A 22,215-nucleotide genomic window follows, 5' to 3' on the forward strand; every position below is an offset into this window, starting at 1 on the left:
ATTTTTGCGGCTTGATTGAATTTCAAAAGCAATAGCCCAGAGTAAATTGACCAAAACAATCACATAATTGGTCTACCGAATTTCATTTACTATAGATAGAAAGATGGAGATAGGTATTCCTTGAACAATGGGAGATTATAGAGAAAACATCATACCTCATTCACATGCAATCAGCATGAATGAACGGCAGAAAAAGAATGGTCATAAAGCTAAGGTGCTGTGGTTTACCGGTTTATCCGGTTCTGGAAAATCAACACTGGCAGGAAGGTTTGAGACCTATCTTCATAATAAAGGATACAATACCTATATTTTGGATGGGGATAATATAAGGGCCGGGCTTAATAATGATTTAGACTTTTCCGAGGAAAGCAGAAAAGAAAATATAAGAAGAATAGCAGAGGTGTCTAAGTTGTTTGTAGATGCTGGTGTAATTGTATTAACTGCATTTATTTCACCATTCAAGGAAGATCGAGAGGCAGCAAAAAAAGTGATAGGAGAAGAAAACTTCATTGAAATACATGTTGATTGTCCTTTGGAGGTATGTGAGCAGAGAGATGTGAAAGGGCTATATAAGAAAGCACGAGCAGGAGAGATCAAGCATTTCACTGGTATTGATTCTCCATTTGAAGAGCCAGATAATCCAGCCTTAAGGTTGAATACAGAAATAAACTCATTGGACCAGTGTCTAGAAGAACTAATCAAAAACATTGAACCGCAATTTAGATTATGAAGAACTATAATCTTACTCACCTAAAAGAACTAGAAGCAGAAGCTATATATATCCTAAGGGAGGTGGCTGCTCAGTTTCAAAATCCAGCTATTCTTTTCTCAGGAGGTAAGGATTCTATATGTGTTACCCACCTAGCAAGAAAAGCATTTCACCCTGCTAAAATCCCTTTTCCATTGGTGCATATTGACACAGGTCACAATTTTCCGGAAACAATGGATTTTCGTGATAACCTAGTGAAAGAACTAGGGGCTAAGCTCATTGTAGGATCCGTACAGAAGTCCATAGATGATGGAAGAGCGGCTGAAGAGAAAGGAAAGAATGCCAGTAGAAATGCCATTCAAACAGTAACACTGCTCGATACCATCGAGGAGCATGGGTTTGATGCATGTATAGGTGGTGCGAGGAGAGATGAAGAAAAAGCACGGGCGAAAGAACGATTCTTTTCTCATCGAGATGAATTTGGTCAGTGGGATCCTAAAAATCAACGCCCGGAACTATGGAATATATTCAACGGTAAGCACCAATTTGGTGAACATTTTAGGGTTTTCCCTCTGAGCAACTGGACAGAGATGGATGTTTGGCAATACATCATGGCTGAGAATATTTCTATCCCGTCACTTTACTTTGCACATGAGCGAGAAGTGATGTGGAGAAACAACACATGGTTGCCGGTTTCTGAATTCATTAACGTTGAGGATTCTGAAGAAATCTTAAAGAAAAAAATTCGATTTAGAACCTTGGGCGACATCACAATAACTGGTGGTATTGAATCTGATGCCGACACTTATGAGAAAATCATTGAAGAGGTTGCTGCGGCCAGGCATACGGAGCGGGGAAATCGGGCAGACGATAAACGCTCTGAGACTGCAATGGAAGATCGTAAAAAAGAAGGATATTTTTGATGGCTTTGGCCTCTGGCAATTAGCTTTTAGCCTTGAATGCGAAATAAATTATGAGAGATTTTACCAAATATGAAGTTTGGAAAGATGGAATTGACTTAGCTGTTAAGACTTATGAGTTAACAAACGATTTTCCATCAGAGGAAAAGTTTGGACTTATCAATCAGATGAGAAGAGCTGCTGTATCTATGCCCTCTAATTTTGCAGAAGGGTGTAGCAGATCTTCCGAAAAGGATTTTAAACGGTTCGTTGAGATTTCGCTTGGCTCAGGCTTTGAGCTAAAGACACAAACGATTATTGCTTCTAGACTCAAATTTCTAGATTTAGAGCAATCTGAAAGTTATCTGTCAGAGCTAGACAAGCTGTCTAAACAATTGAATTCACTAAGAAATAAACTGAAATGAGTAATAATAGCAAAGAGCTAAAAGTCAAAGGCCAAAGGCCAATCGCTAATAGCTACTTAGATATGGAACTGTTGCGCTTTACTACCGCTGGAAGCGTAGATGATGGGAAAAGTACATTGATTGGTCGATTACTGTTTGATTCAAAATCAATTTTTGAAGATCAATTAGATCAGGTTAAACAGACAAGTGAACGTCGTGGAGCGACAGAAGTAGATTTAGCCCTGTTAACTGATGGACTAAAAGATGAAAGGGAGCAGGGCATTACCATCGATGTAGCATACCGATACTTCGCCACACCAAAAAGAAAGTTCATCATTGCGGATACTCCTGGACACATTCAGTATACCAGAAACATGGTTACCGGAGCTTCAACAGCGAACGTGGCGTTGATATTAATTGATGCTCGAAACGGAGTGGTTGAGCAAACGTGTAGACATTCAATCATCGCATCCTTGCTCCAAATTCCCCACATTATTGTTTGTGTAAATAAAATGGACTTGGTTGATTACAAAGAAGACAGGTTCGATAAGATCAAAGCAGATTTTGAGGACTTTGCGTCAAAATTGGATGTTAAGGACGTTCAATTTATTCCAATAAGTGCGTTGAAGGGAGACAATGTAGTGAATCGGAGCGAACATATGAGTTGGTATGAAGGATCTACTCTTCTCTATACTTTGGAGAACATTCATATTGGAAGCGATCACAACCATATTGACTGCCGATTCCCGGTCCAAACGGTTATTCGTCCTCAAACAGATGAATACCATGATTATCGTGGTTATGCAGGTAGAATTGCTGGAGGCGTATTTAAGCCAGGCGATGAAATTACGGTTCTTCCTTCGGGTTTTAACTCGAAAATAAAGTCAATTGACACGTATGATGGAGAGGTTGAAGAGGCGTTCGCTCCAATGTCGGTTACCATTACCTTAGAGGATGACATTGATATTAGCAGAGGGGATATGATTGTCAGAACAAATAATCAGCCCGAACCACAACAAGATGTTGATGTGATGTTATGCTGGCTAAACACCAAAGGGCCCCAACCAAGAACAAAGTACACCATTCGGCATACAACAGCTGAAGCAAAAGCCATGATTAAGGAAATCAGGTATAAAATGGATATTAATACCCTTCATCGTAACGAAGAAGATAAAAGTATCACAGCGAATGATATTTGCCGAGCTCAATTAAGAACAACCCGTCCCCTTCTTGTAGATCCATATAGAAAAAATCGAAATACAGGAAGTATTATCCTTGTGGACGAGGGAACGAACGAAACTGTCGCAGCTGGCATGATTATATGACATATTCCCCTCCTCAGAGGGTATGGAGTGGGTTAAAACAAGATTAGATTATACGCAGAGAAATATATGAAGTGGAATTGAAAAATCACCATAAAATCCCCTTCTCGAAGGGGTAAGGGGTAGGTAAATCATGTAAACGATTTTTTAATTCCACTTAAAATGGAACTAGATTATGCGTCGAGAAATAATTCCATATAATCCAAAGCTCAAAGAGCTTGCAAAGAACCTCCGACAGAATATGACTCTTTCAGAAGTGCTGTTATGGGACGAGCTTAAACAAAAAAAAATCAAAGGTTACGATTTTGACCGTCAGAAACCATTGGATGAATTCATCGTCGATTTTTATTGCAAGGATCTGAAATTGGTCATTGAAGTTGATGGAGACAGCCATGATCGTGAAGAAGCATTTATTGCAGATAAGAAGCGACAAAAGAAGCTGGAGGATTTGGGGGTAAGCTTTTTGAGATTTGATGATTTAGAGATAAAAAAGGACATCACTAATGTCATTAGAACCATTGAATATTGGATTGAAGAAAACGAAGAAGATTTGAAGAAACCCACCCCTACCCCTCCCAAGAGGGGATTAGATTCTACTAAACAAAAGAAATCTTCATCTGGTAAGCATTCTGATCACATTAGCCGAGAATTATTCCCCTCCTCGGAGGGGTTAGGGGTGGGTCATATTGACTTAGAATCACTTTTAGAGGTTGCCAAGAAAGCAGCTCACTCGGCAGGAGCAGAGATTCTCAAGATCTACGAGTCCGGAGACTTTTCCATTGAAGCTAAATCTGACGACTCTCCACTTACCTTGGCGGATAAGGCAGCTCATAACAAAATCGTTTCCTATTTAGAGGAAACCGAATTGCCTATTCTGAGCGAGGAAGGAAGAGACATCTCTTTTGAAGAGAGAAAAAACTGGAAGTATTTCTGGTTAGTGGATCCTTTAGATGGTACAAAAGAGTTCATCAAGAAGAACGGAGAGTTTACAGTCAATATTGCACTGATTCACAATGGTGAGCCTATTCTTGGTGTCGTATATCCTCCGGTACTTGGTGAAATGTTTTTGGGGGTCAAAGAGAAGGGGGCCTTCAAAGAGAAGAATGGGCAAGTGGAGAAGATTTATACAACCAAAAAGTCATTAAGTGAGTCAGGGTTAAAAGTAGTAGCCTCTAGATCTCATATGAGTCCGGAAACAGAGGCTTTTGTTTCTAAACTGGAAAAGCCAGAAGTAGTTTCTAAAGGAAGCTCTTTAAAATTTTTATTGGTGGCTTCCGGCGAGGCAGATGTGTATCCGAGATTTGGTCCAACGATGGAATGGGATACAGCTGCTGCGCATGCAGTTGTCTCAGAAGCTGGTGGTAACGTGACCCTAGAAGATCGGGAGACTCCATTATCCTACAATAAAATGAATTTGTTAAATCCATACTTTATAGTTTTGCCACGATGAAAAGATCACCGAGCGCAATCCTTCTTTTGTTTTTTTGTGTTTTTCTATTCAATTCTTTTGAATTGCAAGCACAGGATATTTCCAGTGTAGACCTACAAAGTATACAAGTAGACGCACTATCTGATGAGCAGATTCGTGCGTTTATTCAGCGAGCACAAAGCTCTGGAATGTCACAGACGCAGCTCGAGGCTTTGGCCAGGCAGAGAGGAATGTCTGAAACAGAGATTTCTAAACTAAGGGCCAGAATTTATCAGCTCGAGCCCGAAATGGCAGATCAGGTTCAGGGGGCATTGGATGCAAAAGAAGGGAGGTTGCGTCAAGACCCGATGGGTGCCTTTTTCCTGGATGTGAATGATTTCAAGTTGGAAGAGCTACTTAAGCAAGAGGAAGAGGAATTCTCCATTTTCGGAAGCAGCATGTTTGAGGATATGATGGATCAGGAAGTAAGCTTCTCAGGAAGCTTAAACCTCCCAACACCCAAAGATTATCTGCTAGGTGCAGGTGATGAGTTGATTATTGATATCTATGGAGCTTCAGAGATTACGTATCAAAACACCATCTCTCCCGATGGACAAATCATAATATCAGGTATTGGTCCTATCAATGTGGCAGGTATCACCGTTGATCAAGCTAGACAAAGAATTAAACAAAGACTTACCACCATCTATTCTGGACTAGAAGGGCGTAACCCTAATACCTTTGCTCAAATCACCGTTGGTAATATAAGAACCATAAAGGTGTCTCTGGCAGGTCATGTTGAAAGACCTGGAAACTACACGCTTAACTCCTTTTCAAATGTTTTTAATGCCTTATATCTCGCAGGTGGACCAACAGAAACGGGATCTTACAGGAAAATAAGGCTTATTCGTGATGGAAAGAATGTGGCTACTTTTGATATATATGACTATCTCTTCAATCCTGAAGAGGCAGATAACCCAATCCTGCAAGATGGTGATCGAATAGTAATTGATCCTTATGTCAATCGAGTTAGTCTTACTGGCCTGGTCAAGTTTCCAGCAAAATATGAGCTAAATGATAAGGAAACATTAAGTGATCTTTTTAATTATTCCGGCGGATTTGAAGGTGAGGCTTATTCTGATAAGGTTGTAATTCAGCGATCTACTGGGAAGGAAAGAGCACTAGTGACTGTTTCTAAAAGCAGTTTTGAAACTGCGCCACTTCAAAATGGAGATTCAATTAATATTGGAAAAATCGCAGATCGTTTTAAGAACAGAGTAACCATAAAAGGGGCTGTTATGAGGCCTGGCTCTTATGAACTTACAGAGGGAATGATGCTTTCTGAATTGCTTAAAAGCGTCGAGGGATTACGTGAAGATGCATTTAAAGGGAGAGGGAATATCTTCAGAAGAAAAGAGGACCTGACATTAAAGAACATAGCGTTTGATGTAAAAACCATTCTCGATGGAAGTCAGGATATTTTATTAGTAAGAGATGATCAGGTGATCATTCAATCTATTTTCGATCTCAGGGAGGATCAAACCATCCAGATAAAGGGGGAAGTAAGAGCACCAGGTATTTATCAATACTTAGATGGCATGACCGTAGAGGACGTCATCACTCAATCTGGCGGATTCAAAGAATCAGCAAACAAATCTGTTGTGGAGGTGGCCAGACAAATTAGTTCCAGAGAAGGGAGTATTGAACAAACGGCCAAAATATTTACGTTCGAGATAAACGAGAACCTATCCATATCTGATAGTGCATCCACTTTTGAGCTACAACCTTTCGACGTGCTTTTGGTAAAACGGTCATCTTTTTATCATTCACAGAAGCTGGTGAAGATAGAAGGAGAAGTGCTTTACCCTGGGTTTTATGCCTTGGAGACTAGAGAAGATAAAATATCGGATTTGATAGCCAGAGCAGGTGGGCTTACGGAATTTGCCTATGCGGATGGGGCAACTATCTTGAGAAGAAGTGAATACTTTGAAGACACCACTTCAATAGATGTTGGGGAGGATTTAGAGGCAGATTCATTTAGATCTAAGCGGCTTAAAGATTTACAGAAAAGAGATGCTGATGATAATGTAAATCAGCTTGGTGAAAAGGAAAGCATTGGTATCAATTTAGAAGAATCCCTGGATAATCCTGGATCCAAGTATGATTTGATATTAAAAGATGGAGATGTGGTGAGTATTCCACGGAGACTACAAACGGTTAGGGTTAGAGGAAGCATTCTTTATCCAAACACAGTTCGGTTCGAGTCAGGAATGAGTGCTAAGCGAGCAATATCTCAGGCCGGAGGATTTACGGATGATGCACGTCCAAGGAAGACCTATGTGATTTATGCGAATGGATCTGCTGAACGAACAAGAAGTTTCTTGTTTTTCAAAGATTATCCAAAATTGGAGCCAGGAGCGGAAGTCATCGTGCCTCAAAGAGTAAGAGAAAGACAGCCGTTGAATGCACAGACATTGATAGGTCTTACTTCTTCTTTAGCTACACTAGTTTTAGTGATCACTCAAATTCAAAACTGATGAGCGAGGAAAGGAAGCCATTACAGGAGGATGAAATTGATCTGCTTGAACTCGTAAGAGTTGTTTGGTTCAAACGTTTGTTCATACTCAAGGTCACAGGAATTTTTGTGATACTTGGATTGGTAATTGCGTTAACATCAAACGTAGAATATCTCACTGAATCAAAATTATTGCCTGAAAGTCAAGAGGCAAGCAAAGGGAACTTATCAGGGCTTAGTGGGCTTGCAGGACTCGCAGGAATAGATCTCAGTATTGGACAGTCCGGATCGTTAACGCCTGTTCTTTATCCAGAAATTGTAAATAGTATCCCTTTTCAAAAGGACTTAATATACTATCCTGTCAAGTTTTCAAAACTTGACACAACTATAACCAGTTTTGAGTATTTTACTGAGTATGCAAGGCCTTCCTTATTAGGCTTGATCAAAGGTTACACAATAGGCCTACCTGGTAAGATTAAATCAATTTTTAGCAAAGAAGCGTTAGGAAGTGCTAAAGAAACTAAGGATGGGTTGATTTATCTGACTAAAGATGAGCACAACCTAATAGAGGATTTCAGAAGCAGAATCGAAGTTGAACTAGATCCTCAAACGAATATTTTAACAGTTTCAGTGCTCATGCAAGATCCGGTTGCTTGTGCAGGTCTTACCAAATACATCATCGAAAAACTGACCAAACAGGTTACGGATTATAAAATTGAAAAGGTTAAGGATAACCTAAGATTTATTGAAGAAAGGTATCGAGAAGCGGAAAATGATTACCGCGTCAAGCAGAAACAGATCGCGTCTTTTACAGCTAAGAATCGGAGTTTGTCAAGCCCTTACATGCAGGCAGAATACCAACGACTTCAAAATGAGTTGAGTATTGTGTTTGAGGTTTACCGTGGATTAGCCACGCAGCTTGAACAGGCAAGAATAAGTGTGAAAGAGCGAACGCCGGTGTTTTCAATACTTGAGCCAGTTCAAGTTCCCTTGGATAAAAACAAACCTAAAAGGAAGCTTATTTTAATGTTGAGTTTAGTGATAGGGTTGTTTGTTTCTGTCACTGCGGTATTGATTAAAAACAACTTTGTGGATAGAAAAAAATGAAGAAAATAGCAATAATTGGTTTGGGTTATGTTGGGTTACCTCTCGCAGTTGAGTTTGGAAAAAGACAGAAGGTTATCGGGTATGATATCAATCAATCAAGAATTGATGAATTGAATAATGGATATGACCGAACGCTGGAAGTGGATGAGGCCGAATTGAAATCTGCAAGTAACTTATCGCTCACCACGGATAAGGAAGAATTACGGCAGGCGGATATTTTTATTGTTACTGTTCCAACTCCAATTAATAAATACAAACAACCTGACTTGTCACCCTTACTATCAGCTTCCAGACTTGTAGGTGAAGTGTTAAAGAAAGATGATATCGTTATATATGAGTCCACTGTTTATCCCGGATGTACAGAAGATGATTGTGTTCCGATACTTGAAGAAGTAAGTGGGCTTACCTTTAACAAGGACTTCTTCTGTGGATACTCCCCGGAACGGATTAACCCTGGAGATAAGGTGCATCGTCTTCCAAACATCAAAAAAGTAACATCGGGTAGTACCAATGAAATTGCAGAAGAAGTAGATGAGTTGTACCAAACGATCATTTCTGCAGGAACTTTTAAAGCATCTAGCATTAAAGCTGCTGAAGCGGCTAAAGTGATAGAAAATTCTCAGCGTGATCTGAATATCGCCTTTGTTAACGAGCTAGCATTAATCTTTGATAAGCTAAACATCAATACCTCTGATGTACTTGAAGCAGCTGCTACAAAATGGAATTTTCTTCCATTTAAACCCGGATTAGTAGGGGGTCATTGTATTGGTGTTGACCCTTATTACCTGACTCACAAGGCGGAGGCATTGGGATATCACCCGGAAGTTATTTTGGCTGGTCGAAGAATCAATGACAACATGGGAGTTTACATTTCCAATCAGGTCATTAAACTCATGGTGCAAAAAGGCATTCCGGTTAAGGGTTCTAAAGCACTTGTTTTAGGGATAACCTTTAAGGAAAATTGCCCTGATATCCGAAATTCAAAAGTTATTGATGTGATTAATGAACTCAAATCTTTTGGGTTAGATGTAGATGTTTTTGATCCGCATGCAGATAAACAGGAGGTTAAGGAGGAGTATGATTTGAATTTATTGGAAGCCATTAAAGGAAAATATGACACCATAGTACTTGCGGTTTCACATGAAGATTTCAAAGAATTAAGTATAGAATCAATAGTGAATAACAATACCGTAATTTACGATATAAAAGGATTTCTGGATTCCGATTTAGTTGATAAGACATTGTGATTATGAGTACTAGTAAAATTCTTGTTACCGGAGCTGCTGGCTTCATCGGATTTCATTTATCAAAACGTTTGGTAAATGAGGGATATGAAGTGGTAGGCCTGGATAGCATCAATGATTATTATGATCCTCAAATTAAATTTGATCGATTAAAGGTTCTGGGAATTACTATCAATAGTATTGCATACAATAAGCTTATCCGGTCCGATAAGCACTCCAATTTTAGTTTTATTCAACTTCAACTTGAAGACAAGGAGAAGCTTGATACACTATTTCAGTCGTGTCATTTTGATAAGGTTTGTAATCTTGCCGCTCAGGCAGGTGTTAGATATAGTTTAGAAAATCCACAGGCTTATATTGATAGTAATATCATTGGATTTATCAATATTCTTGAAGCTTGTAGACACTATGAAGTAAAAAATTTAGCTTATGCGAGTAGCTCCAGTGTTTATGGGCTGAATAAAAAATTACCATTTTCTACCAAAGACAATGTTGATCATCCGATCAGTCTATATGCTGCGAGTAAAAAATCGAATGAGCTGATGGCTCATACGTACAGCAATTTGTTTGGCTTAGCGACAACAGGCTTAAGATTTTTCACTGTTTATGGTCCATGGGGACGGCCGGATATGGCGTTGTTTCTCTTCACAAAAGCCATTTTGGCAGGTGAGCCAATAGATGTGTTTAATAATGGCGAAATGATACGAGACTTTACTTACGTCGACGATATTGTGAGTGGAATATGTAAAGTTTTAGAGAATCCTGCTGTGCCTAATAAAGATTGGAATGGTTTAAACCCTTCTCCCGATTCTTCACTTTCACCGTACAAAATATATAATATTGGAAATAGCAGTCCTGTTAAGCTGATGGATTTTATTTCGGCAATTGAAGAAAAGCTGGGGATTGAGGGCAAAAAGAATTTTATGGAACTTCAACTCGGGGATGTTCCTGAGACTTATGCTGATGTAACGGATTTGGTTCAAAACTTAGGTTATCAACCGCAAACCAATGTAGCGACTGGAATATCTAATTTTATTGATTGGTATAGAGAATATTTTAACGCTTGATTTAGCATTTATGGAGAAGATTCAAATGGTTGATCTAGGTAGGCAGTATCAGGATATTAAAACTGATGTGGATCATGCACTTCAAAAAGTGTTGAATTCTTCTTCATTTATAAATGGTCAGGAAGTACGTGATTTTAGCGTGCAGCTGTCAAAATGGAATCAATCAGCTCATGTGATTACCTGTGCAAATGGGACAGACGGATTACAGATTGCATTAATGGCCCTTGACCTAAACCCGGGAGATGAGGTTATTGTTCCTTCATTCACATATATAGCAACGGTTGAGGTTATTGCATTATTAGGGCTTGTGCCAGTTTTTGTAGATGTCGATCCAAATACTTTCAATATTGACGTCAATCAAATAGAATCGAAAGTAAGTGATAGGACAAAAGTGATTGTGCCTGTTCATCTTTATGGTCAATGTGCAGATATGGATGCAATTAATGCAATTGCTAATCAGAACAAACTTTTTGTAATTGAGGATCTTGCTCAGGCAATTGGAAGTAAGTATAAAGACAAGAAAGCAGGTAACCTAGGGCATATTGGGGTGACATCATTTTTCCCATCTAAAAATTTAGGCTGCTTTGGCGATGGTGGAGCTATTTTTACAAATGATGATGAATTGGCTGGGAAAATCAAAATGATCGCCAATCACGGTCAGTCAAAAAAATACTACCACGATATTGTAGGTGTTAATTCAAGGTTGGATACGCTTCAGGCAGCCATACTAAATGTCAAACTAAAGAAATTGGATTCCTATATTGAGGCGAGACAAAGGGCCGCTTCCTGCTATGACCATCATCTTGTAGATGTAAGTTCAGTAGTTGTACCTCAACGAATGAAAGACTCTACTCACGTTTTTCATCAATATACACTAAAGATTCCAGGTCGCAGAGATGAGATTAAATCATACTTGCAGAATAACGGAATTCCATCCATGATTTATTATCCACTTGTAATACCGGATCAGCAGGCATATAAACATTACACAGGCGAATTATTCCCGATATCAAAAAGTCTTTCGGAGACTGTATTGAGTTTACCCATGCACACACATTTAAAAGAAGAAACCATCGCGTACATTTGCGGGAAGGTTAAAGAATTCTTCCATGGATAAGACGTATTTCGTGCATGAGTCATCTTATATAGATGAACCTTGTGATATTGGGGAAGGAGTAAAAATTTGGCATTTTTCTCATATAATGAAGAATGCCAGCATTGGCCGGAATTGCAATATTGGTCAAAATGTTGTAGTTTCTTCAGATGTGATTTTAGGTGAGAATTGCAAAGTTCAAAACAACGTTTCTATCTACACTGGGGTCATATGCGGGAAGGATGTTTTTCTTGGCCCTTCCATGGTCTTCACAAATGTTATTAATCCAAGAAGTGCAGTGAATAGAAAGAGTGAGTATGCAGTTACTGAGGTAGGTGATGGAGCGTCTATTGGAGCGAATGCGACAATCATTTGCGGCAATCGAATTGGTAAATTTGCTTTTATTGGAGCCGGTGCAGTGGTAACGAAAGATGTAGCTGATTATGCGATGGTTGTGGGTAATCCGGCAAAACATGTTGGGTGGATGAGTGAACATGGTCAAAAGCTAGATTTCAATGGAGATAATCGAGCACGATGTGTTCAGTCAGGTGAATTGTATGAGCTAAAAAATGGGATGGTTAAAAAGATGAAGTAATGAAGAATTTCACATTAATAGGTGCTTCCGGATATATTGCTCCAAGGCATATGAAAGCCATTAAGGAAACAAATAACAAACTGATAGCAGCATTGGATAACTTCGATAGTGTTGGTGTTATAGATTCTTTTTTTCCGGAGGCAGATTTCTTCGTTGAATTCGAGCGATTTGATCGCCACATAGAAAAACTTCGCTATGAACGTGATGTAAGGGTAGATTACACGTCTATTTGTACTCCAAATTATCTGCATGACGCTCATATTCGAATGGCTTTACGTCGAGACTCTGATGCTATATGTGAAAAGCCTCTGGTCTTAAATCCATGGAATATTGAGAAACTTGCTCACGTGGAGAAGGAAACGGGACGCAAGATTTGGAACATTCTTCAGCTTAGAGTACACCCAAGTATTATTGCGTTAAAAGAAAAAATTGAAAATGGTCCTAAAGACAAGGTCTACGATGTGGATTTGACCTACCTAACAAGTAGAGGGCATTGGTATTATACCTCATGGAAAGGGGAGGTATCTAAGTCAGGAGGAATTGCCACTAATATCGGGGTTCACTTTTATGATATGCTTTCCTGGGTATTTGGTGAAGTGAAGAATAATATTGTTCATGTTCATACCCATGACCGAGCTGCCGGTTATCTTGAGTTCGAAAGAGCCCGTGTTAGATGGTTTTTATCCATCAACTTTGACGTAATACCTGATGAAGTAAAAGCTAAGGGTCAACGCACATATCGTTCGATTACAATTGAAGGAGAGGAGCTTGAATTTAGTGATGGATTTACCGATCTGCATACCAAGTCCTATGAAGAAATTCTAAAGGGAAATGGATACGGGATCAAAGATGCACAAAAAGCCATTGAAATTGTTCACGACATCCGTCATCTGGAGCCACAGGGACTTAAAGGTGACTATCATCCATTCGCAAAAAAGAAATTAGCAAAACATCCATTTGAACAATCAGAATAAGAAATGAAATTAAAAGATTCAGTTGTATTAGTTACAGGAGGTGCAGGGTTCATCGGCTCATTTGTAGTGGCTGAGTTGCTTAAACACCCGGTGAAGAAGGTGATCATTTACGACAATTTCACCAGAGGAAAGCATACAAACATTGAAAAGTCATTGGAGGATGAACGATGTGAAATCTATCCATTTGGAGGCGATATCCGTGATATTGATATCCTAAATAAAGCATGTGAGGGAGTGGATTATGTGTTTCATCTAGCAGCTATGTGGTTATTGCATTGCAAGGATTTTCCAAGAACAGCCTTTGAAGTAAACATAGCAGGTACTTTCAATGTACTTGAGGCATGCGTTAACAATAATGTGAAAAAGTTGGTCTACTCATCATCTGCTTCTGTTTACGGAGATGCACTTGAGGTGCCTATGACTGAAGATCATCCTTTTAACAATAAGAATTTTTACGGAAGTACCAAGATATCCGGCGAAGCAATGTGTACCGCTTTTAACGATAGATATGGATTAGAAGTGGTGGGATTGAGGTACATGAACGTCTATGGCCCGGGTCAGGATCAGCATGCGGTTTACAGCGGCGTTGTGCCAATCATGTTGAATAAAATTGCTGCTAATGAGGCACCTACGATTAATGGGGATGGTTCTCAGGCGTATGATTTCATTTACGTGGAGGATGTGGCCAGGTCCAATGTTTCTGCATTAGAAAGTGATGTAAAAGTTGGCTTTTATAATGTAGGAACCGAGATTCAAACATCTATCAAAGAACTTTGCGATACGATTTTGCAATTAAAAAATTCAGATTTGAAGGTAACATATGTTCCTTATTCTGCAGATGATGCAAGGCAATTTGTGCAAAATAGAATTGGCTCGAGACAAAAAGCAGAAGAGGAGATCGGATTTAAGTATCAGTATGGATTAAAGGAAGGACTTCAACGACTAATTGACTGGCGTATTGAAGCAGGAGTAGATAAATCATAAGTAATGGAGAAGAGAAACATACCAATATCTCTGCCAGTAACCGGGGAGGAAGAATGGCAGGCCACCAAAGAATCAATCATGACGGGGTGGTTGACTTCAGGTCCTAAGGTTCGTGAATTTGAGCAGCTTTTTGCTGAAAGGCATCAGGTTAAGCATGCCATTGCGGTAACCAGTGCTACCACTGCCCTACATTTGTCAGTTGTAGCATTAGGAGTCGGTCCTGGGGATGAAGTAATTGTTCCGGCATTTACTTGGGTGTCTACTGCAAACGTGGTACTCTACCAAGGAGCCAAGGTGGTGTTTGTGGATATTGATCCAAAAACCTTTAATCTGGATCCCTCCAAATTGAAGGAAAAAATCACCTCAAAGACTAAAGCGATCATTCCTGTTCATTTATTTGGATTATGTGCCAACATGGATGCTATCAAAGAGGTAGCAGGGGATATTCCATTAATTGAGGATGGTGCATGTGCTGCTGGTTCCGCATTCAAGGGAGTGCCTGCTGGCGGACTTGGTACACTTGGTTGTTTTTCTTTTCATCCTCGTAAATCTGTTACGACAGGAGAAGGGGGTATGCTAACCACAAACGATGATAAGTTGGCTGAAAAAATTGGAATGTTCAGAAATCATGGCGCTTCTATATCTGAAGAACAAAGACATCATGGGCCTAAACCTTACATACTTCCGGATTTCAATTTGCTGGGATATAATTATCGAATGACCGATCTGCAAGGATCAGTTGGGATTGTCCAAATCAAAAAACTGGATAAGTTTATAGATGAGCGGGACAAATGGGCAGCTTACTACAAAGAAGCCTTGAAAGAGATAGCGTGGTTATCACTTCCCGATTATGGAAGCGACTACAAGCATGGATGGCAATCGTTTGTTACCATGGTCGATGAAGAAAAAGCACCATACTCCAGAAACGAGATCATGGAGAAATTGCAGGAAAAAGGCATTTCAACTCGTCCGGGTACCCATGCGGTTCACATGCTTACTTATTATAAAGAAAAATATGGAATACGGCCGGATGATTTTCAGGGTGCAAAGAAAGCCAACGATCACTCGATGGCAATCCCGTTACATAACCGGATGGTGGAAGAAGATTACCACTACATTGTAGATGCACTAAAAAATATTTGATTTATGTGTGGAATTGCCGGGGTATTCAACTTAGATGGAAAACCGTTTCGGATGACGGACCTGGTGATGATGGCTAATGAAATTGCTCACCGAGGGCCGGATGATGAAGGATTCTATCTAAAAGAAAATATAGGGCTTGCACATAAGCGCCTGTCTATTCTAGATACCTCTCGAAAAGGAGCCCAGCCCATGCAATCGAAGGATGGTAAATGGGTGGTTGTCTTTAACGGGTGTATTTACAATTTCAAAGAACTTCGTGAAGAACTAAAGCAAAAGGGACACTATTTTATTTCCAACTCGGACACAGAAGTGATTGTGGAAGGATTGTCTGCTTACGGTCCTGAAATATTTGAACGTTTTAATGGGATGTTCGCGATAGGAGCGTGGAATACAGAGACAGAAGAACTATACCTCAGCAGGGATCGATTCGGGGTTAAGCCGTTATACTATTGGTTCAATGGGAAAACTATGGTGTTTGCTTCGGAGATCAAATCAATCATTAAACATCCTGATTTTTCAATGGATGTGGATCTAGGGGCCTTGAACGAATACTTCACTTTTCAAAACTTGTTTTCTTACCGGACTCTATTTAAGGGAGTGGTGATGCTGCCACAAGCCAATACGGTTAAGGTGAATAAATCATCCACATTTGTGAAGCACTATTCATGGTGGGACTATGATTTCACCGAGCCGGACACCTCAATGACTTTTGAAGAGGCTAAGTCTGAAACCAATCGTTTGTTTAGTCAGGCGGTCAAACGTCAAATGATTTCCGATGTGCCAGTAGGAGCGTATTTGTCAGGGGGGATGGATTCAGGGTCAGTGACCGCCATAGCAAGTAATGAAGTAGACCGATTGGCCACCTTCACATGTGGTTTTGACATGAGTGAAGTAACAGGAAGAGAGAGCAACTTTGATGAACGAAGAGATGCGGAGCTGATGGCGAACTATTTTAAGACTGAGCACTTTGAGCAGGTAATGAATGCCGGAGATATACGCTGGTCTCTACCTCGGCTGGTTTATCATCTGGAAGACCTTCGGGTAGGGATGTCGTATCCAAACTATTACATCTCACGGTTAGCTTCCAAGTTTGTTAAGGTGTGCTTGCAGGGAACAGGGGGGGATGAATTGTTTGGTGGATACCCCTGGCGATACTATCATGTGTTTGACTCTCTGTCACAAAAAGACTTTTTTGATCAGTACTACGGATTCTGGCAAAGATTGGTACCGGATCAGGATCGCGGAAAGCTCTTTACAGATGCCATCAAGAAACAGATAGATCAACAGGAGCCAAGACAAATTTTTGAGCGTGTATTTACGTTCAATGATAAACTTCAATACGATCGGCCTGAGCATCACATTCAAAACTCACTCTACTTTGAAATCAAAACATTCCTGAATGGATTATTGCTTGTAGGAGATCGACTCTCGATGGCGAATGGACTGGAGGAACGATTCCCATTTCTAGATAATGATCTGGTGGCCTGGGCACAAAAAGTACCTGTTAAGTATAAACTGGGAAATCTCACTGAGGAAATAAAGAAGATTGACGAAAATACAGAACGAAAGAAAAAGGCATACTACCGTCAATATGATGATGGAAAGAATGTTTTGCGTCAGGCAATGAAGGAATTGATTCCGCAGAAAATTGTAGATCGCAAAAAGCAGGGCTTCTCAGCGCCTGATGAAAGTTGGTATCGAGGCGAGAACGCTGCATATATAAAAGAACTGTTGTTAAATAAGAAAACAGTCTCCGCTGACTTCATCAATCAGGATTACATCAAAACTATTGTAGATGAACACATCAATGATCACGTGAATCACCGCCTGTTGATCTGGTCATTTATGAATTTTGAATGGTGGTGTAAGATCTTCTTAAATGGTGAAAGTGTATATGAGTAGCCTAATGAATAATCGTGCGATAAAACTTATTGATCGAGTCATTAATTCACTTGAAATTGATCTTGAGGGCATTAATGTCCTAACTGAAGTCGGATCAGCTACTTATAAGTATTTGCCTGTTATTGCTGCCAAGGCAAATGCAGCTAAGGTGTTTGCCTGGACACGGGACTCTGATTATGGATCTGCAAAGGATAATATAGAAAGCTGTCGATTAATCCTTGATCATTATGAACTCTCTGACAAGGTAGAATTTTTTGTTGGGGATCTGAATGTTGACCACCTAAAGCAGGCTGATGTTATTACCAACTCCGGGTTTGTTAGGCCTTTGGATAAAAACAAATTACAATATTGTAAAGAAGGGGTTGCCATTCCTTTAATGTTTGAAGCATGGGAATTGAGAAAGGAGGATCTTGATCTCGAATATTGTAAAAGACAGGATATTCGAGTTGCGGGGACATGGGAAAAGCACCCATCCATTAAAGTTTTTCAACACATTGGACCACTCGCAATAAAAATGGCTTTTGAGGCAGGGTACGAAGTGTTGGACAATAAGATACTTGTATGGTCTGATGATGAATTTGGTGAGGAAGTTGAGAAAGCTTTTGGTTCTGTAAATGCAAATCAGGTTATTCGAAGCACTGATCCTAAAGACTTATATGAAATGGCAGCAGAATTAGATTTTGTTTTCATAGCTGAATATAGGGAAGAAAGGTCCTACTTTAACGAAATTATTGACCTGATAAAGCTCAAAAATATAAATGATGAAATAGGTCTCGTTCATTTATATGGTGATATAGATGCGAATTATTGGTCTAAATTCATGCATGGAGTCATTCATCCGGCTCATAATGGAAGTCCTAAAGTAATGACGCGTACTTTGGGTCATATAGGTTTACTGCCCATAATTAACCTGCAGGCTGCAGGATTGAAAGTAGGAGAACTGATGATTCGGAAACAGTCTTCAGATTTACTGCAACCAATTAACTTTTAGCTATGAAGGTTTCATCGTTAGCCTCTAAGTTTGGTCTTCGGATCATTGGAAATAACAAAGACATTGAGGATTTGGCATTACCGTTTTATGTTGGAGGCAAAATGCTTTCTTACGCTTCAAACAGAAAATTTGTAAGAACTGCTCTTAGAAACGGTAGCATTGAGGCACTCATCATCCCGGAATCGCTTATTGAATTGTTGGAGGATAGCATTACCTGCTTAGTAAGCGAGGACCCTGTCGATTCGTTTTTTGAAATCCATGAATACCTTGGGAAGCAGGGCTTTTATGGAAACTCATTTGAATCTAAGATTTCGGGAAAGGCCACTGTTTATCCAAATACGCATGTCGCTGATAAAAACGTGGTTATTGAAGAGCATGTGACTATTTATCCAGGGGCAGTTATTCTTGATAATACTCATATTAAAAGAGGGAGTGTGATTGGTCCCAATGTGACTATTGGTTTTGATGGAACGCAAATCCAAAAAAAAGAAGGTAAGATTCATCGAACAACCCATTACGGAGGTGTAATGATTGGAGAGAATGTTCAAATCGGGGCGGGATCAGTAATAGCAAAGAGCTTATTTAAGGCTAAAACGAATATTGGGGATCATGTGACTATAGGAAATATGGTTAATATCGGTCATAATTGTGTGATTGAGGATGAAGTATCGATTCTCTCCAAAGCGATGGTATGTGGAAGTAGTACAGTTCGAAAGGGAGCCAGACTTTCCCCAGGTGCGATTGTGAGCAATGCATTAGATGTAGGTGAAAGCGCAAAAGTGAGAATTGGTTCGGTGGCAATCTCGAACATCACGTCCAATGCAGATGTTTCGGGTAACTTTGCGGTAGAACACGGAAAGAATTTGAAGCACTATAATAAGACACGTAAGGGATGATCAATAAGGAGCTCACTTTTCAATTTAAAGGGGAGAGGAATTACATTCAAGGACCGGATATTTTTGATCTGAGTATGAATTTCCTTGCCGATGAATATCCATCAATTGTGCGGACGAGATATTCAGCTCACAAAATGCTTCATTCAAATGCCGATATCATTGTTACTGATGAGCGAATTAAAGAGTACCACTCGTTAATTAGCTTTGAATCCAATGGAGATTCGCGTATTGCTTACATCATAGGAAACAATAAATCTGTAAAGGATCGCAGGATATTTGATGAAACCAAAATATGGAGCGGTGTAAAAATGAGTGAGGATCAAATCAGCCGAGCCCTCATGAAAGAGCACTCTTTGAGTGAATTGGCTGTTTCATTAATGAAGAAATTATGTCAAGAGACTATTGATAGTCAAATAAAATGGATTGTCACAAAAATTGAATTTAAGAATTATAACGAAGTAGCTGAAAGCAGCTACAGTATTATGACGATTAAAATTACTTCAAGTCACAAAGGAAGATTGGCGAAAAGTTTGATTATTTGTGATGATAAAGTTATTGGTCAACTCTTATTTAGTGCAATATGATCGGCATCAAAGCAATAGGAACCTACCTGCCTCATGGAATTATATCTAATTTTGATCTCATGGAAAAGCATGGGATTGATGAGTATTTTATCAAAGAAAAAATTGGCTTTGAATCAGTTTCCCGAAAAGATAGTGATGAAGATACCTCAGACCTTGCGGTAAAAGCCATCGAAAATCTGCTTTCAAATGCAGGGGTTTCGAAGAGTGATTTGGATTGTTTAGTTCTAATAACTCAGAATCCGGATCTAAACATTCCCCATACTTCTGCTATTGTACACGGTAAGCTTGAATTACCGCGTCATTGTGCTTGCTGGGATGTATCATTAGGGTGTTCAGGGTTTGTTCACGGCCTGGCAATAGCACAATCTTTCATGCAGATGAACGGGTTGACGAATGGTTTGCTAGTAACTGCTGATCCTTATTCGAAGATCATGGATCCTGAGGATAAAAACACAAGCTTACTTTTTGGTGACGGAGCAACGGCAACTTTACTTTCCACTGAATCTCCTAAGTTTGAGATAGGTAAGTTTACTTTCGGGACCATTGGGAAGGATCATCAAAACCTTATCTGTCACGATCATACACTTAGTATGAATGGCAGAGCAATTTTTAATTTTGCAGCTAAAAATATTCCAAAAGATGTAAAATCACTTCTCGAAAAGAATGAATTAGAATTGGTTGATGTTGATCGGTTTATTTTTCATCAAGGCAGCAAATATTTGGTAGATACATTGGTGAAAAGGATCGGCCTTGATGCCTCAAAAGTGCCTTTTGATGCAACCGAATACGGAAATATTGTGTCATCATCTATTCCGTATATTTTAGAGAAGGAATTTGATACTGCAGATAAAACCTATTTGATAAGTGGCTTTGGCGTAGGGTTATCCTGGTCAAGCACAATCCTTAAAAAATTATGAGCAACATAGATAAGATTAGAGAAATCCTGAAAGAGGAAGCAAATCCTCAGGTAAACATAGATGAAATGTCGTTGACTGACTCATGGGATGATGCCGGAATTGATTCATTGGACAAATCATCCATTTTTTTAGCGCTGGAGGAAGGGTTCGGTGTGTCATTTGAGGATGAGGAGATTGATTCGGTTGACACGATACAACAGGTGGATGATCTTATAGCATCTAAGCTATAGCCTACCTATTTAGTCTGTTGCGATGCGTGTAGCCCTACTCGGCAATATGAATAATAACTTTTTCTCGATGATGCGATATCTGAGAGATTTGGGAGTTGATGCATATTTAATTCCTTATACAACAGATGGTAAGAGTACGCTTAGTCATTTTATTCCTGAAAATGATACCTGGGATTTTAGTAAATGGAGTCCATACATTCTGAATCCAATTCTTCCTAATGGAAGGATTAGGGGCTTGTTAAGCTTTTTTCATCGAGGTAGAATTAAAGAAGTATTTGATAACTATGATTTAATTATTGGAACTGGTTTTGCCCCCGCCTACGCCTACATGGCTGGGAGAAGTCTTGATATTTTTATACCTTATTCCTTTAGAGGAGAGTTTCTTCATTATCCGAAAACATCCAATTTTTTCAATGCAATTAGTAGATGGATACAAAGTTATTGTCAGCTTCAAGGTCTAAATAGAACTAAGATTATTTGTGGTATTGACCATAAAGAAAGGATTCACTTTAAGAAGAATGGCCTGAAAATACATAGCCTCCCCATTCCCATGCTGTATTATGAGGAACCTACCTCTATTCCTCATCATTTGGTGAAAACTATGAAATGCATGCAAAAATCTAATTTCGTTGTATTTTCTCATCTAACGCATGGATGGAAAAATCAAGGATTTAAATCCGACATAAAGAGGAATGATCTATTAATACAAGGATTTGCTGAATGTGTAAGAGATTATGGAATAGATGCCACATTATTTTTGATTGAAGTTGGATTTGATGTTCAGGCATCTAAAGATCTCATTGAAAAGCTTGGAATTGGAGACCATGTTCAATGGTTACCTAGGTTTTCAAGAAAAGAAATACTTGAACTCTTGCCGTACGTTAATATTGGAGGAAATGCTTTGTCTGGTCTTTTTTGGGGAGGCAGTGGCTGGGAATTTTTAATGAAAGGTGTCCCTATGATTCACAATCTATCCAATGCTTATGAATCAGATCATGGACTTGATTCCCTTCCTCCATTTTATAATGTTTCTTCAATCAGAGAAATTTCTGAAGCTATTTATGAAGCATATACAAATGAAGAAAAGAATAAGGCCATTGGCTCAGAAGCAAAGCAGTGGTTTAATGCTAATCAAGGGTATGGCCTAGCAAAAACATATGTTAAGCTAATTGATAGTATTGTGAATAAAGTAGTGCTTCCCGAGGTGACATATAATTACACTTTTTGGTAA

The 22,215-nt window shown here is 39.3% G+C and carries 21 protein-coding genes; all 21 read left to right on the plus strand.

What is annotated here, in order from left to right:
• The first annotated feature begins 127 nt into the window (after positions 1 to 127).
• The 21 genes from cysC (at position 128) to ACP14Y_RS11080 (ending at position 22,215) form a co-directional block, all read left to right on the plus strand.
• On the plus strand, positions 128 to 730 hold the full coding sequence (gene cysC / locus ACP14Y_RS10980; protein WP_424963003.1) for an adenylyl-sulfate kinase: 603 nt from the start codon (positions 128 to 130) through the stop codon (positions 728 to 730).
• The gene (cysD, locus tag ACP14Y_RS10985; RefSeq protein ID WP_424963004.1) at positions 727 to 1,632 is read left to right on the plus strand and encodes a sulfate adenylyltransferase subunit CysD; all 906 of its coding nucleotides are present in this window, start codon (positions 727 to 729) and stop codon (positions 1,630 to 1,632) included. Before cysC ends, cysD begins: the two co-directional genes overlap by 4 nt.
• Positions 1,633 to 1,682: 50 nt before the next feature.
• The gene (locus ACP14Y_RS10990) at positions 1,683 to 2,033 is read left to right on the plus strand and encodes a four helix bundle protein (RefSeq protein ID WP_424963005.1); all 351 of its coding nucleotides are present in this window, start codon (positions 1,683 to 1,685) and stop codon (positions 2,031 to 2,033) included.
• Positions 2,030 to 3,337, plus strand: coding sequence for a sulfate adenylyltransferase subunit CysN (gene cysN, locus ACP14Y_RS10995; RefSeq protein ID WP_424963006.1), 1,308 nt, complete (start codon positions 2,030 to 2,032; stop codon positions 3,335 to 3,337). Before ACP14Y_RS10990 ends, cysN begins: the two co-directional genes overlap by 4 nt.
• 172 nt (positions 3,338 to 3,509) lie before the next feature.
• On the plus strand, positions 3,510 to 4,784 hold the full coding sequence (cysQ, locus tag ACP14Y_RS11000; protein ID WP_424963007.1) for a 3'(2'),5'-bisphosphate nucleotidase CysQ: 1,275 nt from the start codon (positions 3,510 to 3,512) through the stop codon (positions 4,782 to 4,784).
• A complete protein-coding gene (locus ACP14Y_RS11005) occupies positions 4,781 to 7,279 on the plus strand; it encodes an SLBB domain-containing protein (RefSeq protein WP_424963008.1) in 2,499 nt (832 codons plus the stop codon). The genes cysQ and ACP14Y_RS11005 overlap by 4 nt, the downstream gene beginning before the upstream one ends.
• Positions 7,279 to 8,364, plus strand: a complete 1,086-nt coding sequence (locus ACP14Y_RS11010) for a GNVR domain-containing protein (RefSeq protein ID WP_424963009.1) — start codon at positions 7,279 to 7,281, stop codon at positions 8,362 to 8,364. The genes ACP14Y_RS11005 and ACP14Y_RS11010 overlap by 1 nt, the downstream gene beginning before the upstream one ends.
• Positions 8,361 to 9,611 carry a Vi polysaccharide biosynthesis UDP-N-acetylglucosamine C-6 dehydrogenase TviB gene (gene tviB, locus ACP14Y_RS11015; protein ID WP_424963010.1) on the plus strand — a complete coding sequence of 417 codons (1,251 nt, stop codon included), beginning with the start codon at positions 8,361 to 8,363 and terminating at the stop codon, positions 9,609 to 9,611. The genes ACP14Y_RS11010 and tviB overlap by 4 nt, the downstream gene beginning before the upstream one ends.
• Before the next feature lie 2 nt (positions 9,612 to 9,613).
• Complete coding sequence (locus ACP14Y_RS11020) at positions 9,614 to 10,675, plus strand: NAD-dependent epimerase (protein WP_424963011.1); 1,062 nt, start codon at positions 9,614 to 9,616, stop codon at positions 10,673 to 10,675.
• A 10-nt stretch (positions 10,676 to 10,685) separates the two neighbouring features.
• The gene (locus ACP14Y_RS11025) at positions 10,686 to 11,792 is read left to right on the plus strand and encodes a DegT/DnrJ/EryC1/StrS family aminotransferase (protein ID WP_424963012.1); all 1,107 of its coding nucleotides are present in this window, start codon (positions 10,686 to 10,688) and stop codon (positions 11,790 to 11,792) included.
• Positions 11,785 to 12,363, plus strand: a complete 579-nt coding sequence (locus tag ACP14Y_RS11030; protein WP_424963013.1) for an acyltransferase — start codon at positions 11,785 to 11,787, stop codon at positions 12,361 to 12,363. The genes ACP14Y_RS11025 and ACP14Y_RS11030 overlap by 8 nt, the downstream gene beginning before the upstream one ends.
• Entirely contained in the window at positions 12,363 to 13,337 is a 975-nt protein-coding gene (locus ACP14Y_RS11035) for a Gfo/Idh/MocA family protein (RefSeq protein ID WP_424963014.1), read from the plus strand. The genes ACP14Y_RS11030 and ACP14Y_RS11035 overlap by 1 nt, the downstream gene beginning before the upstream one ends.
• Positions 13,338 to 13,340: 3 nt before the next feature.
• Complete coding sequence (locus ACP14Y_RS11040; protein WP_424963015.1) at positions 13,341 to 14,321, plus strand: NAD-dependent epimerase/dehydratase family protein; 981 nt, start codon at positions 13,341 to 13,343, stop codon at positions 14,319 to 14,321.
• 3 nt (positions 14,322 to 14,324) lie between these two features.
• Complete coding sequence (locus tag ACP14Y_RS11045) at positions 14,325 to 15,464, plus strand: DegT/DnrJ/EryC1/StrS family aminotransferase (protein ID WP_424963016.1); 1,140 nt, start codon at positions 14,325 to 14,327, stop codon at positions 15,462 to 15,464.
• Between the two features lie 3 nt (positions 15,465 to 15,467).
• On the plus strand, positions 15,468 to 17,366 hold the full coding sequence (gene asnB / locus ACP14Y_RS11050) for an asparagine synthase (glutamine-hydrolyzing) (protein ID WP_424963017.1): 1,899 nt from the start codon (positions 15,468 to 15,470) through the stop codon (positions 17,364 to 17,366).
• Positions 17,359 to 18,357 carry a hypothetical protein gene (locus tag ACP14Y_RS11055; RefSeq protein WP_424963018.1) on the plus strand — a complete coding sequence of 333 codons (999 nt, stop codon included), beginning with the start codon at positions 17,359 to 17,361 and terminating at the stop codon, positions 18,355 to 18,357. The genes asnB and ACP14Y_RS11055 overlap by 8 nt, the downstream gene beginning before the upstream one ends.
• Positions 18,358 to 18,359: 2 nt before the next feature.
• A complete protein-coding gene (locus ACP14Y_RS11060) occupies positions 18,360 to 19,253 on the plus strand; it encodes a hypothetical protein (RefSeq protein ID WP_424963019.1) in 894 nt (297 codons plus the stop codon).
• Positions 19,250 to 19,837, plus strand: coding sequence for a hypothetical protein (locus ACP14Y_RS11065; protein ID WP_424963020.1), 588 nt, complete (start codon positions 19,250 to 19,252; stop codon positions 19,835 to 19,837). The genes ACP14Y_RS11060 and ACP14Y_RS11065 overlap by 4 nt, the downstream gene beginning before the upstream one ends.
• Positions 19,834 to 20,754 (plus strand): 3-oxoacyl-ACP synthase III family protein, encoded by a 921-nt coding sequence (locus ACP14Y_RS11070; RefSeq protein WP_424963021.1) that lies wholly within the window; start codon positions 19,834 to 19,836, stop codon positions 20,752 to 20,754. Before ACP14Y_RS11065 ends, ACP14Y_RS11070 begins: the two co-directional genes overlap by 4 nt.
• Positions 20,751 to 20,984, plus strand: coding sequence for an acyl carrier protein (locus ACP14Y_RS11075; protein ID WP_424963022.1), 234 nt, complete (start codon positions 20,751 to 20,753; stop codon positions 20,982 to 20,984). Before ACP14Y_RS11070 ends, ACP14Y_RS11075 begins: the two co-directional genes overlap by 4 nt.
• 46 nt (positions 20,985 to 21,030) lie before the next feature.
• Positions 21,031 to 22,215, plus strand: a complete 1,185-nt coding sequence (locus ACP14Y_RS11080; protein WP_424963023.1) for a hypothetical protein — start codon at positions 21,031 to 21,033, stop codon at positions 22,213 to 22,215.

This window comes from Ekhidna sp., assembly GCF_965247405.1.
GTDB lineage: Bacteria > Bacteroidota > Bacteroidia > Cytophagales > Cyclobacteriaceae > Ekhidna.

Excerpts from the sequence above, each read along its gene's own strand:
- cysC (WP_424963003.1), top strand. The coding sequence starts at position 128 with ATGGGAGATTATAGAGAAAACATCATACCTCATTCACATGCAATCAGC.
- cysD (WP_424963004.1), top strand. The coding sequence starts at position 727 with ATGAAGAACTATAATCTTACTCACCTAAAAGAACTAGAAGCAGAAGCT.
- ACP14Y_RS10990 (WP_424963005.1), top strand. The coding sequence starts at position 1,683 with ATGAGAGATTTTACCAAATATGAAGTTTGGAAAGATGGAATTGACTTA.
- cysN (WP_424963006.1), top strand. The coding sequence starts at position 2,030 with ATGAGTAATAATAGCAAAGAGCTAAAAGTCAAAGGCCAAAGGCCAATC.
- cysQ (WP_424963007.1), top strand. The coding sequence starts at position 3,510 with ATGCGTCGAGAAATAATTCCATATAATCCAAAGCTCAAAGAGCTTGCA.
- ACP14Y_RS11005 (WP_424963008.1), top strand. The coding sequence starts at position 4,781 with ATGAAAAGATCACCGAGCGCAATCCTTCTTTTGTTTTTTTGTGTTTTT.
- ACP14Y_RS11010 (WP_424963009.1), top strand. The coding sequence starts at position 7,279 with ATGAGCGAGGAAAGGAAGCCATTACAGGAGGATGAAATTGATCTGCTT.
- tviB (WP_424963010.1), top strand. The coding sequence starts at position 8,361 with ATGAAGAAAATAGCAATAATTGGTTTGGGTTATGTTGGGTTACCTCTC.
- ACP14Y_RS11020 (WP_424963011.1), top strand. The coding sequence starts at position 9,614 with ATGAGTACTAGTAAAATTCTTGTTACCGGAGCTGCTGGCTTCATCGGA.
- ACP14Y_RS11025 (WP_424963012.1), top strand. The coding sequence starts at position 10,686 with ATGGAGAAGATTCAAATGGTTGATCTAGGTAGGCAGTATCAGGATATT.
- ACP14Y_RS11030 (WP_424963013.1), top strand. The coding sequence starts at position 11,785 with ATGGATAAGACGTATTTCGTGCATGAGTCATCTTATATAGATGAACCT.
- ACP14Y_RS11035 (WP_424963014.1), top strand. The coding sequence starts at position 12,363 with ATGAAGAATTTCACATTAATAGGTGCTTCCGGATATATTGCTCCAAGG.
- ACP14Y_RS11040 (WP_424963015.1), top strand. The coding sequence starts at position 13,341 with ATGAAATTAAAAGATTCAGTTGTATTAGTTACAGGAGGTGCAGGGTTC.
- ACP14Y_RS11045 (WP_424963016.1), top strand. The coding sequence starts at position 14,325 with ATGGAGAAGAGAAACATACCAATATCTCTGCCAGTAACCGGGGAGGAA.
- asnB (WP_424963017.1), top strand. The coding sequence starts at position 15,468 with ATGTGTGGAATTGCCGGGGTATTCAACTTAGATGGAAAACCGTTTCGG.
- ACP14Y_RS11055 (WP_424963018.1), top strand. The coding sequence starts at position 17,359 with ATGAGTAGCCTAATGAATAATCGTGCGATAAAACTTATTGATCGAGTC.
- ACP14Y_RS11060 (WP_424963019.1), top strand. The coding sequence starts at position 18,360 with ATGAAGGTTTCATCGTTAGCCTCTAAGTTTGGTCTTCGGATCATTGGA.
- ACP14Y_RS11065 (WP_424963020.1), top strand. The coding sequence starts at position 19,250 with ATGATCAATAAGGAGCTCACTTTTCAATTTAAAGGGGAGAGGAATTAC.
- ACP14Y_RS11070 (WP_424963021.1), top strand. The coding sequence starts at position 19,834 with ATGATCGGCATCAAAGCAATAGGAACCTACCTGCCTCATGGAATTATA.
- ACP14Y_RS11075 (WP_424963022.1), top strand. The coding sequence starts at position 20,751 with ATGAGCAACATAGATAAGATTAGAGAAATCCTGAAAGAGGAAGCAAAT.
- ACP14Y_RS11080 (WP_424963023.1), top strand. The coding sequence starts at position 21,031 with ATGAATAATAACTTTTTCTCGATGATGCGATATCTGAGAGATTTGGGA.